The organism is Shewanella sp. MBTL60-112-B2 (assembly GCF_019655055.1).
GTDB lineage: Bacteria > Pseudomonadota > Gammaproteobacteria > Enterobacterales > Shewanellaceae > Shewanella.
The window spans coordinates 47,391-60,815 of sequence record NZ_BPFA01000033.1; the positions used below are offsets into that span (position 1 = coordinate 47,391).

Sequence of the window (13,425 nt, forward strand, 5' to 3'; positions counted from 1 at the left end):
GATGGAAAACTTTAAAGCTTGGTGGAGCGGATTAGTTCTGCGTGAGCAGCAGATGGTTGCTGCTTGTGGCGTGGTATTAGTGATAGGTATTTTGTATTGGGGTGTTTGGACGCCAATAGCTAATGCGGAAGATGAGGCTCAGCGTAGACTCGATGGGCAACAAAGTACCTTAACCTACGTTAAGCAAACCGCGAATCGTATTGCTGGATTGAAGCAAAGTGGTGGTAGTAACGCTTTTAGAGGTAGTTTGAGTGCAGCCGTTAACCAAACAGCGGGTGCATTTGGGCTAACTATTACGCGTATGCAGCCGCAAGGTAACAAGATCCAGGTGTGGATGGATGAAGTCCCTTTCGATACGTTATTGAGTTATTTAAACGAATTGGTGCAGAACAAAGGCTTGTCATTAGAAAGCTTAGACTTAGCTGAGTCTGATACTCCAGGCTATGTTAATGTTCGTCGTATTCAGTTGTCCAAGTAAGGTGTTGTAGTGAAATTAGCAAAGATGATTGCGTTAGGCTTTTTAGTCTATTTGGTATTTTTAGTGGTGCTATTTCCGGCCAATATCGCAGTTAAGTTGGCGCCTTTGCCAAACAATGTCGCAATTAGTGGTGTGTCTGGCACTATTTGGACTGGCAAGATTGATATGCTTAGCGTACAAAAGCGCCAAGTGGAAATGATAACTTGGGATTTGAATGTTTGGTCTTTATTGACTGGCACAGTTAAGGCTGATGTGGTTATAGGCAACAGAGCCAGTGCGGTAAATGGTAAAGGAACACTCGCTTATTCACTGAGTGGATTAGATGTTTCAGGATTAAGGTTTGAAGCGCCTAGCAGCTTTTTGTTAGGACGCACTAACTTACCTTTTAGAACCAAAGTTAATGGCGATCTCAGTGTGTTAGTTGATAACTTTGAGCAAGGTTTACCTTGGTGTGAGAAGCTATCGGGAAAGTTATTCTTGAACCAAGTGAACGTTACTAACCAGTTTGGTAAGTACCCATTGGGCGATATCGCATTGGGCTTGGCATGTCTTGATGGCAAAGTTGAGCTCACTACAGATGAGAAGCTAAATGGACTTGGTCTCGATGGCACTATTGTTCTAGCCGATAACAAGATGGTACAGGTGAACGCCAAGATCCGTGAAGTGAACACTCAGCCTGATGACTTGAAGAAAGCGTTATCTTTCTTAGGTAAGAAGGATAGCCAAGGTTACTACCCCATTACTTATCAAGGTCGATTGCCAATCTAGTTGTGACTCGCTAGTTTGATAGGTTTAAATAATATAAAGGCGCTAATGTAGCGCCTTTTTTTGTGTCTGTTTTTTACTGTGCTTGAATGAGATCATCTAGGAGATAGTGATAATCTTCAATGGCTGGGAAATCATTGAATATCTTATTGGGTTTTTGGCTATCAGGGTTGGAAATACCTAATTGATACCCTACGCCCGCCAGTCTTGCCGCCTGTAAAATCGCTTCGTTATCATCAATAAATAGGCAACGGCTAGGCTGAAGATTAAAACGTTCAAATAATTGAACCCAAAACTCTGGATGCTCTTTGGGATAACCCGTTTCGTGACTCGAGATCATTTCATCTAGGCCTAAGCCTAAGTCGGTGTGTTCCAGCTTCAACATTAAATTTTTAGGATGAGCGTTGGTGACTAAGATGCGCGACTTGCCAGCATTCTGCAGGGCTTCAAGGAAGGGCATGCTATCTTGACGTAGCTGGATCCGATCCACTAGAGTGCGATGCAGCGACATAATATCCAGTCCCATCTGCTGTTCCCAATAATCGAGACAATACCAATTTAAGGTACCTTCGACATGGGTATAGCACTGCTCAACCCATTCTCCAGCCTCTTTAACCGATATGCCACGTTGTTGACTCAGCTCCTTTGGGATAAGTTGCATCCAAAAGTGATTGTCAAAATGCAGATCCAATAAGGTGCCGTCCATATCGAGTAAAACACTGTCTATTTCATTCCATGGGAACATAGTTGGGCGATCCTAAAAAATTCAGGTTGTAGATTGGAGCGAGAATAGTAAGATTATACTTGAATTGGTAGTTGCACTGGGATGTGTATGACTAAAAAGAATGAGAAACCAGAGATTTTGCACGCTGAAATAGTGGCAACGAGTCGGCTGTTTCAGATTGAACAGGTGCACTTGAGGTTTTCGAATCAAGTTGAGCGTCAGTATGAGCGCATGAAAGGTAATAACCGTGGTGCAGTCATGGTTGTGCCTGTGCTCAATGGCACAGAGCTTCTATTGGGGAGAGAGTATGCCGCTGGTACTCACAGCTATGAGTTAGGCTTCCCTAAAGGCTTGATAGATCCCGGTGAAGAAGCCCATGAGGCGGCTAACCGAGAGTTACAAGAAGAAATAGGTTTTGGTGCCAGAAAGCTAACCCATTTGATGGAGTTGAGCTTAGCACCGGGTTATTTCGCCAGTAAGATGCAAATATATTTAGCCGAAGATCTATACGAGAGTCGGCTAGAAGGCGATGAACCTGAGCCCATCGATATGGTTACCTGGCCGTTGGCAACGTGGCAAGAGTTACTATCAGAGGAAGACTTTTCTGAGTCGCGTAGCGTAAGTGCTTTATTTTTAGCGCAAAAACATCTAAAGCTTAAATAGTTAAAGTTGACACAAGTTATTGGTATTAGGCGGTTGGAGTAGTTATGAAGCCAGAGAATTATGTAGATCAAGTCATTGAAATCGCTACGCTCGCGGGTAAAAAAATTCGTGAAATTTATCAGAAGGGCGATTTTGAGCGTGAGATAAAGTCTGATAATACACCAGTGACTTCTGCCGATCTCGCAGCTCATGAAATCATTACCGAAGCTTTGAAGGCGTTAACGCCAGATATTCCTGTCCTATCTGAAGAAGATGCCGATATCCCATTTGCTGAACGTTGTGATTGGCAGCGGTATTGGTTGGTCGATCCGCTAGACGGAACCGGTGAGTTTATTGCTGGTAGTGGTGATTTTTCAGTGATCATTGCTCTAGTTGAGCATAACCGCCCTATTCTTGGGGTAGTTTATGTACCAATGACCGACGTTTGTTACTACGGAATCGCTGGCCTAGGTTCTTATAAGCGTAAAGATAGCGCGGAAGTGCGTATTAGCAGTAAGCAACTTGCTAAGGATTCTGATTCACTTCGTTTAGCGGTAAGTCGTCGCCAAGATCCGCAATCTGTGATTAAGCTATTTAACCAAAAGAAACACTGTGAATTAGTGGTGCTAGGTGGTGCGGCGCTGAAAAGTTGCCTGATAGCGGAAGGACGCGCCGACTGTTATGTACGTATTGGTCCAACTGGAGAGTGGGATACCGGCGCTGCGCAGATTATTGTTGAAGAAGCAGGAGGCCAGATAATGGATCTTAACTTGCAGCCATTAACCTATAACGAGCGAGAAAGTCTAGAGAACCCCAATTTTATCGTGGTGGGCGCACCTGCGCTGGAGTGGGATCAAATTTTAATTAATGAATGATTTAATTCAGATTTCTCTGGCCGATAGGCAAGCTCTAAACGCGATCGATACATTAGAGCGGAATTGTTTTCCCGGCCACTGCTATCCAGACTTTTTCTTCAGACAGGCATTAGATTGCTGGCCAAATGGTTTTCTGGTGGCTAAAGATGAGGAAAATAATATCTTAGGGTATTTATTGGCCTCGAGTAGTGATGATCCAAGTGTAGTCTGGATCCTATCTATCGCGGTGGCTGATAGCGCCCGCGGCAAAGGGGTAGGAACTAAGCTTATCTCCCAATTTTTAACCACTTTACCGCAGGGAGTTAATCAAGTTAATTTAACCGTAGCACCAGATAACCCGGCTAAAGCTCTGTATTCGCGCATTGGCTTTGTCGAAATCGGTTTTGAGTCTGATTATTTTGGCGATAACGAACCTAGATTATTAATGTCTTACCACAAGTCGAGCGATAGCTAAGCGGATGTTATTTAGCAGACGTTTTTTCCCTTACTTTGTGACCCAATGCCTAGGGGCCTTGAACGACAACGTATTTAAAAACGTTCTGCTGCTGTTGGTGACCTATTCACAAGTTGAGCAGTTGCCGATCGATATTAATCTGTTTGTTAACCTAGCCGCAGGTCTGTTTATTCTGCCTTTCTTGCTGTTTTCAGCTCACGCGGGTCAGTTAGCGGACAGTGTTGATAAAGCACTGCTAATTCGTAGACTAAAGCTGCTCGAACTCATCATCATGTCGGTCGCTATCTTCGCCATTATGAGTAATAGCTATCTGGTTATGTTGCTATTGCTGTTTCTTACTGGGGTACAGTCAGCTTATTTTGGTCCGGTCAAATACTCACTACTACCTAGAGTGTTACACGAAAGCGAGCTCGTTTCGGGTAATGCCTGGGTTGAGATGGGCACCTTCTTAGCCATTCTGATTGGAACAATTTCGGCAGGAATGATCGTTGCCAGTAACATGGCGACATACTGGGCTGCAGCCACGGTATTTATCCTAGCTTTAATTGGTATGGCTGCGAGTTGGTTTATCCCGAGTATTCCAGCCCACAGCGATGTTAAACCTCGATTTTCTATTATCTTAGCCACCATGGATAACCTTAATAAGGCGCGTAACAACAAAGCCATTTGGACTGCTATTTTAGCTATCAGTTGGTTTTGGTTTGTGGGGGCGACTTATCTTACTCAGTTTCCTAATTTTGCTCGAATAACCTTAAATGCTGACCCTACGGTGGTATCACTACTCCTATTACTGTTTTCGGTGGGCATAGGTGCAGGCTCATTTGTTTGTGAGCGGCTGTCTTGTCGGCGAGTAGAGCTTGGGATCATGCCTTTAGGTTTACTGTTACTCGCTTGCTTCGGAATCGATCTCTATTTTGCTCTACCCAATAAATCGATATTGGTAGAACTGTATCAATTACATAGCTTTATTGCAGAGACAGGGCATTATCGTCTGATGTTTGATCTGTTTATGATTGGTGTCGGAGGTGGCTTATTTATTGTGCCGCTTTATACCTATATTCAGGTGCGAGCCAAAGAGGGCGAGTGCGCACAGGCGATTGCGAGTAACAATATCATCAATGCGTTATTTATGGTGAGTTCGGCTATATTTGCTATGCTGGCCTTGAATGTATTGCAATGGCCGATAGAGTTGCTCTTTTTGGTCTTAGCTGTGGTAAATGCCCTGGTGCTAGTGTATTTACTTTGGCGCTGGCCAGAACTCTTACTCAGCTGCGTGAGTTATTTTGTTCGCAGGGTTACGCATAGAACTCAGGTGCTAGATCGGGATTCTTTACATAAGTCGTCTAAATTATTGCTGGTTACCGAGCAAGCATCTTGGCAAGAGCTCGTAGTGATACTTGGCAGCTTTAACCACCCGGTATTATTTGCCGACCTAACTCAGCAGAGCTGGCCTAATCGTTTTATTGGCTGGGCATTCTCTCGGTTGAGTTGGCAGGCACAGCAGCATGAAGTGGATAGCATTATTTGCGTGGATAAAAGCTCGCTCAGCGAGTATAAAACCCGCGCTGAATTTGCAGACTTTAAAGTGGTGTTAGTTAAGTTGGACGCTACTGAGGGAAGAGTGCTGAAGTTAGCAATAGCCCCATTAGCTGCGGATAACAGCTAATGGGGTTAACTTAAATTAAAGTCGCTATTTAATGGTTATCTAGCCACTGATGCATAGCTTGATGGTCACCCCTGAAGAGGATGCGCTCCGACTTTTTGTCGATTTGGTATTGATACATAGGGTCGTAATACTTGACCAGCAACAACTCAATCCAACCTAAATGACCGCGGGTGTCATTTTGACTTGTTTGCATGCTTAAGGCGTCGATTATCATTGCCTGAAGCTCGTCATGCTGCTTTCCACCTAGACGCTTTTTAATGCCAGTGATGCTTTGGGCCAAATATTGTGCAAAAGCTTCGAAGCCAGCTTCTTCCCCTAATCTTTGAATATAGCCACTGTGCATCTTATGCACATATTCGTTAAGCAGGCGTGCCAGCCTTGCATCCATCGACTCTTCTAACACCAATACACTGGCTGTCTGCATGCCAGAATAGAAAGCCTGAGGTAGGGCCGAGCGCCCAATCAGGAAGCTTTCATCCTCGAGTAGCAAGTGCTTTGCATCGCTGTCTTGGTGTTTTAACAGTGCAACAGCGAGGCTATTTTCAAAGTTGATTTGACTCGGTTGCCCTTCGTGATAGCGACCGAAGCTGGAACCTCGGTGGTGCGCTATTCCTTCAAGATCAACCGCTTCTTTACGCTGTAAAAGGAAGTCAGTTTTACCACTGCCAGTAATTCCGCTTAGGATAAGCATCGGCTTTACATTGGGGGCGCTATCTATCGTTTCAATCAGAAACTGGCGCATGGCCTTATAACCGCCTTCAATAAAGGGGATATCTAAGCCCGCTTCTTTAAGCCATTGCTGAGTCAGCTGTGAGCGCAGACCACCGCGAAAACAATAAAGGTAGCCTTGAGGGTTTTCACTGAAGAATTTTAACCAAGCATCAACTCTCTGTTGCTTCACTTCACCATTAACCAGTGAGTGGCCTAGCTCTATGGCAGCAGCTTGGCCGCGCTCTTTATAGCAAGTACCCACTAGCTTGCGCTCTTCATCTTCCATCAATGGATGGTTTTGGCTGGCTGGAAAGGCGCCTTTTTCGAACTCTATGGGTGCACGCGCGTCCATTATCGGATGATCGCTGACGAGAATTCGGCGATATTCGCTTGCGGGCACTTTATTGAGTGGCATTAGATGAGCTCCACGGTCATTGCCGTACTTTTCTCGACTAACTGGCCAATACAGATAGGTTCAATACCATTGTCGGCGAGTAAAGTTTGCAGCGCTGCTTCACCTTCGGCGGCAACAGCAATTAACAGGCCACCACTAGTTTGCGGATCGCAAATAATGGCTTTTTGTTCTTCAGTTAATGTAGGCAAATGCTCACCATAGCTGTCAAAATTTCTATGGGTGCCACCAGGAATGCAACCTAGCTCCAAGTAGTGGCGGGCATTTGGTAGCAAAGGCAGTAAGCTAATATCCAGCTTAGCGCCTAGGTCTGCACCGTGGCACATCTCAAGCAGGTGTCCGGCTAAACCAAAGCCAGTTACATCTGTTAGTGCATTAACTTGCGGGATCTTGGCAATTTTAGGGCCTAGAACATTGAGTTGGCACATGGCTTCAGCTGCGGTGTTAAGATCGGCATCTACCAACTTTTTCTGCTTTTGCGCCGTCGTTAAAATACCAATACCGAGTGGCTTAGTCAGATAAAGCATATCACCCGCTTTAGCGGTATCGTTCTGCTTAAGTTCATCTAAAGGAATTTGGCCGGTGACGGCTAAACCAAATATAGGTTCTGGCGAGTCGATGCTATGACCACCTGCCAGCATAATACCTGCGTCGGCACAGGCTTTGCGGCCACCATCAACCACTTGCTGAGCGACTTCTGCTGGTAATTTATTTACAGGCCAGCCAAGAATCGCAATGGCCATCATAGGAGTGCCACCCATAGCGTAGATATCACTAATGGCGTTAGTGGCAGCGATACGTCCAAAGGTAAATGGATCATCTACAATCGGCATGAAGAAGTCAGTGGTGCTGATAATACCTGTGGTCTCGTTAAGCTTATAGACGGCAGCATCATCGCGAGTCTGGTTACCTACCAGTAGATTAGGGTCATCAAATACAGGCAGCTGAGAGGCAAGTATAGTGCCGAGAACTTTTGGAGAAATTTTGCAGCCGCAACCCGCGCCGTGACTGTACTCGGTAAGTTTGATTTCTGAATTTGACATGAGCTTAAAACGCCCTAATAAATAGTAAGTAGCCGATCATGATAGACCCATAACGAGGGGACTTCAATCGGCCTCGGGTACAAGTTGAGACTTGAGCCTGATTGCTTAGGGCTATTTGGGGCTGAATTGGTAAATCATGACCCGCCGAAACAAAAAAGCCGCTGTGATAGCGGCTTTGTTTTAATCCTAGCTAAAGCTTGCAGTTAAATTGTGCCAGCTTCTTTGTTGCTGTTTAAAGCGGATTTTTAGTTCCTTAACTTGGCTAAGTAGCTGTTTATCTGCAAGCTGTTTACGCTTAGCTTCAATAAGAGCTTTCTTTGCTGCGTAGTATTCAGCTAAGTGTGCTTTTAATGTCTCGTACTCTTCTTGTATTTTCTCAATGAGTTCTTCGCTATTAGGCAAGTGAGCTACCTTATTCTGAGTACGCTTTAATTGCATTTGCAAACGTGCGTGCTCAATTTTCTCCTGCGGTACCACGCGGCGACCATTGGCAAGCCCCATCCAGGCTAATGTATTGATAAGCCACTTGGTAGGATCGTATTGCCACCAGTGAATGCCATTACGATAGTCATTCTCAAAGATATGGTGATAGTTATGGTAGCCCTCACCATAGGTCAATATGGCTAGGAAGCCGTTATCTCGCGCTGTATTTTTATCTGTATAAGGCTGCGAACCCCAGATATGCGCAAGTGAGTTGATAAAGAAAGTACAGTGGTGAACCACAACAAGGCGCAGCAATCCAGCTAACAATAACATGCCCAATATGTCGCCATTCAACCAACCCAGTAGGATCGGCAAACCGAAGTTCATGATTAGCAGGAGCGGTAGGTAATGCTTGTGTTGCCACATAACGATTTTATCGTTTTGAAGATCACGTACATTCTTGTAGTCGTGATAACGCTGAGCCTGGTATTCACGTAGCATCCAGCCAATATGACTGTACCAAAACCCCATCTTTGCAGAGTAGGGGTCTTTGTCATTGTTATCGACATGCTTATGGTGCACTCGATGATCGGAAGACCAATGCAATGCACTATTTTGCAAGGCTAACGCACCGCCTAAGGCATAGAGGAATCGAACTGAGGCATGAGCTTTATAGGTACGGTGAGACCAGAGTCTATGGTAACCACCAGTAATTGATAAGCCGCTCGCAAAGGCTAGCACCACAAAGGCGACCCATTCGATGGTATCAAACCCGTGAGCAATCCCATACCAAGGAACAAATATCGCGGCGCAGGCAAACGTGATACTAAACAGGCTCACATTCATCCAGATGATAGGAGGTTTTTTCATTATTATTATAATCCCAAGTTGAGCGTACATCTGTACGCTAATTTAACGTGGATAGTGATCGGGGTCAAGTTTGTTGATGCTGCGTTTTGTGTTAAAAAGCGGTATTATTCAAGGAATAATTTTTGTAAGTAGGTTCAACATGGGCATTAGAGCACAACAAAAAGAGAAGACGCGACGGGCACTCGTCGATGCGGCATTTAGTCAGTTAAGTGCTGAGCGTAGCTTTTCTAGCCTAAGTTTGCGCGAAGTTGCGCGTGAAGCGAACATTGCTCCAACTTCATTCTATCGTCATTTTAAAGATATGAATGAGCTGGGTTTAACCATGGTGGATGAAGGCGGACTGACGCTCAGACAGATGATGCGTAAAGGTCGCCAGCGTGCTGAAGCCGGTGGCAGTGTGATCCGAATTTCGGTTGATACTTTTATGGAAGTACTCGAATCAAATCCAAACGTATTCCGTATTCTACTGCATGAGCGTTCTGGAACTTCGGCTCCCTTCAGGGGCGCAGTGGCTCGTGAAATCGAACACTTTATTTCAGAACTAGCGCATTACACCGAAGCAACGGCCAATCGCGCACCTGAATTAGCCCACGCCCAGGCTGAAGCCTTGGTGACTTTGGTCTTTAATGCGGGGGCCGCAGCATTAGATATGAAGCGAGTAGATCGAAAAGTCTTAGCTGACCGCTTGGTGATTCAATTGCATATGATTGCTAAGGGTGCCGATGCACTACAAAATAAGAAAGAACAAAATTAGCTTTTGAATAGCATAATTAAAAACGGCATCCTTAAGGATGCCGTTTTTATTAGAATGATTGTTGAATCATCAGACGTTACTTTTTCTCAAGGAAAACGCCTGACTCCATATGATCCGTATATGGGAACTGATCGAACAAGGCGAAGCGAGTGATTTTGTGGGTCTTACTCAGCTCATCTAAGTTGTCGATAAGGGTATGAGGGTTACATGAGATATAGACGATACGCTCATAATCTTGCACTAGCTTAACGGTATCAGCATCCAAGCCTGCGCGTGGTGGGTCAACAAATATGGTATTACAGTTATAACTATCTAAGTCGATACCTTCTAGGCGTCTAAAGCTACGCTTTTTCGCCATAGCTTCGGTAAAGTCTTCAGCTGACATACGGATAATCTGCAGGTTGTCGACTTGGTTAACTTTGATATTGTATTGTGCTGACTCTACAGAAGGCTTAGCCAGTTCCGTTGCCAATACCCGCTCAAAATTTTGTGCTAGCGCGATAGAGAAGTTCCCGTTACCACAATAAAGCTCAAGTAAATCACCACTACTATTCTTAGTGACATCAATAGCCCACTCAAGCATCTTAACTGACACTTTACCGTTAGGTTGAGTAAAGCTGTTCTCAATCTGATGATACTGTAGTTGTTTACCAGCAACATTGAGCGATTCAACCACAAAGTCTTTATCTAAGATGATCTTCTGCTTACGCGCTCGGCCAATCAAGTTAACGTTAAACTGAGTGCTAAGAGTTTGCTTAAGGATCTTTGCTTGCTGCTCCCACTCGCTATCAAGTTGCTTGTGGTAAAGCAGTGATACTAAGATCTCACCACTTAGTGTTGATAAGAAATCGATTTGGAACAGACGGTGGCGTAAAATAGTATTTGGCTTTAATAGCTCTACTAAAGCAGGCATCATTTTATTAATCAATTCGCTTGCTGGCAGGAACTGATCGCAACGAACCTTACTATCAAGTTCTTTATCGAACATATAGTAATAGAGGTCTTCACCTTCATGCCAAACTCTAAACTCAGCACGCATACGATAGTGAGCAGGTTCAGAACTGAATGACTCTAGTTCAGGTGTATCAAAATCAGCAAATAACTGCTTTAACTTGACGCACTTTGCTTCTAGTTGCACATCATAGGTTGTAGGATCCATTGCTGCTAAATTCATATCTTGATCACCGTTGGCATTAAATTAGGGGCGGAATATTATACTAGATAGCTGGGATGTCCAGTTTCTCACTTCCGATTTTAACTAGGTTGTGGGAAAATTCTAAAGCAATATAGCCTATCATGCTGTTTGTAAGACCTAACGACGCTTCTTTTATGTGTATCGAAACCATTTTTACTCTATAGCGGAGAATACTTTTGTTTGGACCTATTCTTATTTTTGACTCAGGGATCGGTGGACTGTCGATTTTTGATGAGATCAGAAAAGTATTACCCGATCAAGATTGCTGCTATCTATTCGATAATGCACGTTTGCCTTATGGGGAGCTAGAAGAGTCGGTTCTTATTCAAGGCTGCGTGGAGCTGATTTGTGAGCAGGCTGATAAGATCGGCGCATCATTAGTCGTTGTAGCCTGTAATTCGGCAAGTACTTTAGTGCTCCCGGGTTTACGAGAAAGATTATCTATTCCTATTGTAGGGGTCGTACCTGCAATCAAACCCGCAGCAAAACTATCTAGTGCAAGGCATATAGGTTTATTGGCAACGCCAGGGACGATTAAGCGTTCCTATACAAGAGAGCTAATAGAGCAATTTGCCGATGGATGTAAGGTAGAGCTTTTTGGCTCATCGGAACTAGTGATGTTAGCAGAGGCGAAACTTGCAGGTGACGGCGTCGACCTGATTAAGCTAAGTGCCCAACTGGAACCTATACGCCAATCGAATCTAGATACCTTGGTCTTGGGCTGTACTCACTTCCCTATATTAGCGAATGAGATGCAGCAGATCCTAGGCGATGGTGTGCAGCTACTCGATTCTGGAGTCGCAATCGCGCAGAGGGTGGTTTTTCTGCTTAACGAGTTTTCACATAACAAAGCTGCGGTTTGTAGACGGAAGCAGTTAACGGCAATTTATACTACGGAAGAGATTTCGGCGGGGTTAACAACCAGACTAGCTGAAAAAGGATTCACAAAAATAGTGTCACACTCTTCAGCCAATCTAGGTTAGCTATATATCTTTATGCGTTATCACTTTTATCTGAGTCTTGAGATTTAGCTTCACGAACCTTCAATGTTCTTTCTTGAAAATCAAATTCGTTAAGCTTAACCATGGCTTTCTTTGCGCCAGCCTCAGACATTTCAATAAATCCAAATCCTTTACGACGTCCCGTCTTACGATCTCGAACTAAACGTACTGAGTTAACAGGGCCGAATTCTCCGAATAATGATTTAACCTCACCTTCGTGAACTCTATAAGGAAGGTTACCTACATATAGAGTCATGGTTGGGCCACTATATGGTTCGCTGCTGTTAGTTGTAGTACTAGGCTTTTTAGATTGAAGTGAAAAGATAACGCTCGCGATAATAGCGCCAGTAAAGAAAGCTATTGCGCCGTTTAGATCCGGTGCAATCTGAAAAATGGCTAATGCACCTATAATGGCTACTGCCAAGACAATCAAGAATGACTTCTGCATAAATATAATCTCTAAAGAGTTAATAAATGAATTGATAACTAACTGTTAATAACCTGCATATGGTAATGAATTATTGGCCAATACTCTAGTGCGTTGCTGGAAAAATGAACTTTATCTATAACCTAGGGTGAAATTGATGAAGAATTAAACGTGAAATGTAGGATAAATAAGCGCTAACGCGGGCTTTGTTGAAAACTTCAGCAAGCGAACATTTATTTGATAAAAAGCGCTTGCGCTCTTTTTGAATCTCCCTATAATGCGACCCCACTGACACGGTGAAGCAGGCAACTAGCCAAGCACACAGCGTTAGAGAGATTAACTTCTACGGAAATTAACCTCAGGTGACAATCGCTTTGAGAGCTTCGGGTTTTGCTTCTTTTCACGAGAGTGATTAAGAAATCATCACTTGAAAAACTTCTTAAAATAAGCGCTTGACGCCGACACTGGAGAGTGTAGAATACGCCTCCTCAGCCAAACGACCTCAGCGTCTAAGGCGCCATTTTGAAAGGCTTAGCCTTGATAGAAGTGGCACGCTCTTTAACAATATGACAAGCAAATCTGTGTGGACACTCACAGAGATTAAGTTATTCGAAATTGTCTCTCACGAGACAATCAAAAATTACTTAATGAATGAGTGTTCATAGCAATATGAAAAAAGTTTGATTTCACTTTTTAAAGTGGAAACAAATCACAGAATTCGTTGAGCCGCTGATTTAGCCTTACTTGTAAGGTGGATGAAGCAAACAAAACTTTAATTGAAGAGTTTGATCATGGCTCAGATTGAACGCTGGCGGCAGGCCTAACACATGCAAGTCGAGCGGTAACACAAGGGAGCTTGCTCCTGAGGTGACGAGCGGCGGACGGGTGAGTAATGCCTAGGTATCTGCCCAGTCGAGGGGGATAACAGTTGGAAACGACTGCTAATACCGCATACGCCCTACGGGGGAAAGGAGGGGACCTTCGG

Annotated in this window: 14 protein-coding genes and 1 rRNA gene; 9 read left to right on the forward strand and 6 right to left on the reverse strand. The window is 44.1% G+C overall.

Annotated elements, in window-relative coordinates; translation table 11 throughout:
* Position 1: 1 nt before the first annotated feature.
* Positions 2-478 (forward strand): type II secretion system protein M, encoded by a 477-nt coding sequence (locus K5Q73_RS17760; protein WP_220762744.1) that lies wholly within the window; start codon positions 2-4, stop codon positions 476-478.
* 9 nt (positions 479-487) lie between these two features.
* Positions 488-1,246, forward strand: a complete 759-nt coding sequence (locus tag K5Q73_RS17765) for a type II secretion system protein N (protein WP_220762746.1) — start codon at positions 488-490, stop codon at positions 1,244-1,246.
* Positions 1,247-1,319: 73 nt separating this feature from the next.
* Here K5Q73_RS17765 and yrfG read toward each other — a convergent pair whose 3' ends face one another.
* Positions 1,320-1,988 carry a GMP/IMP nucleotidase gene (gene yrfG, locus K5Q73_RS17770; protein ID WP_220762747.1) on the reverse strand — a complete coding sequence of 223 codons (669 nt, stop codon included), beginning with the start codon at positions 1,986-1,988 and terminating at the stop codon, positions 1,320-1,322.
* A gap of 87 nt (positions 1,989-2,075) precedes the next feature.
* On the opposite strand from yrfG, the gene nudE reads away from it, so the two are divergent.
* Genes nudE through K5Q73_RS17790 form a run of 4 tightly spaced genes read left to right on the forward strand, consistent with a single transcriptional unit; the run spans position 2,076 to position 5,604 of the window.
* Entirely contained in the window at positions 2,076-2,630 is a 555-nt protein-coding gene (nudE, locus tag K5Q73_RS17775) for an ADP compounds hydrolase NudE (protein WP_220762749.1), read from the forward strand.
* Between the two features lie 44 nt (positions 2,631-2,674).
* Complete coding sequence (gene cysQ / locus K5Q73_RS17780) at positions 2,675-3,484, forward strand: 3'(2'),5'-bisphosphate nucleotidase CysQ (RefSeq protein WP_220762750.1); 810 nt, start codon at positions 2,675-2,677, stop codon at positions 3,482-3,484.
* Positions 3,477-3,938: an N-acetyltransferase gene (locus K5Q73_RS17785; protein WP_220762752.1), complete on the forward strand. Its 462-nt coding sequence runs from the start codon at positions 3,477-3,479 to the stop codon at positions 3,936-3,938. Before cysQ ends, K5Q73_RS17785 begins: the two co-directional genes overlap by 8 nt.
* Before the next feature lie 4 nt (positions 3,939-3,942).
* Complete coding sequence (locus tag K5Q73_RS17790; protein ID WP_220762754.1) at positions 3,943-5,604, forward strand: MFS transporter; 1,662 nt, start codon at positions 3,943-3,945, stop codon at positions 5,602-5,604.
* A 28-nt stretch (positions 5,605-5,632) separates the two neighbouring features.
* On the opposite strand, the gene mnmH is transcribed toward K5Q73_RS17790, so the two are convergent.
* From mnmH to K5Q73_RS17805, 3 genes are all read right to left on the reverse strand, one after another.
* Complete coding sequence (gene mnmH, locus K5Q73_RS17795) at positions 5,633-6,730, reverse strand: tRNA 2-selenouridine(34) synthase MnmH (RefSeq protein ID WP_220762756.1); 1,098 nt, start codon at positions 6,728-6,730, stop codon at positions 5,633-5,635.
* Positions 6,730-7,770, reverse strand: coding sequence for a selenide, water dikinase SelD (gene selD / locus K5Q73_RS17800; RefSeq protein WP_220762758.1), 1,041 nt, complete (start codon positions 7,768-7,770; stop codon positions 6,730-6,732). The genes mnmH and selD overlap by 1 nt, the downstream gene beginning before the upstream one ends.
* 186 nt (positions 7,771-7,956) lie before the next feature.
* Positions 7,957-9,063 (reverse strand): fatty acid desaturase, encoded by a 1,107-nt coding sequence (locus K5Q73_RS17805; RefSeq protein WP_220762760.1) that lies wholly within the window; start codon positions 9,061-9,063, stop codon positions 7,957-7,959.
* Positions 9,064-9,202: 139 nt separating this feature from the next.
* Between K5Q73_RS17805 and fabR the strand changes: the two genes are divergently transcribed.
* Positions 9,203-9,817: an HTH-type transcriptional repressor FabR gene (gene fabR, locus K5Q73_RS17810; protein WP_220762762.1), complete on the forward strand. Its 615-nt coding sequence runs from the start codon at positions 9,203-9,205 to the stop codon at positions 9,815-9,817.
* A gap of 76 nt (positions 9,818-9,893) precedes the next feature.
* Here the strand turns inward: fabR and trmA are convergent, their stop codons facing one another.
* Positions 9,894-10,991: a tRNA (uridine(54)-C5)-methyltransferase TrmA gene (trmA, locus tag K5Q73_RS17815; RefSeq protein ID WP_220762764.1), complete on the reverse strand. Its 1,098-nt coding sequence runs from the start codon at positions 10,989-10,991 to the stop codon at positions 9,894-9,896.
* A 197-nt stretch (positions 10,992-11,188) separates the two neighbouring features.
* Here trmA and murI point away from each other — a divergent pair, with 197 nt between their 5' ends.
* A complete protein-coding gene (gene murI / locus K5Q73_RS17820) occupies positions 11,189-11,995 on the forward strand; it encodes a glutamate racemase (protein ID WP_220762766.1) in 807 nt (268 codons plus the stop codon).
* Positions 11,996-12,005: 10 nt separating this feature from the next.
* On the opposite strand, the gene K5Q73_RS17825 is transcribed toward murI, so the two are convergent.
* On the reverse strand, positions 12,006-12,461 hold the full coding sequence (locus tag K5Q73_RS17825; RefSeq protein ID WP_220762768.1) for an RNA-binding protein: 456 nt from the start codon (positions 12,459-12,461) through the stop codon (positions 12,006-12,008).
* Between the two features lie 752 nt (positions 12,462-13,213).
* Here K5Q73_RS17825 and K5Q73_RS17830 point away from each other — a divergent pair.
* Positions 13,214-13,425: ribosomal RNA gene (locus tag K5Q73_RS17830) — 16S ribosomal RNA — on the forward strand; the annotation flags it as partial.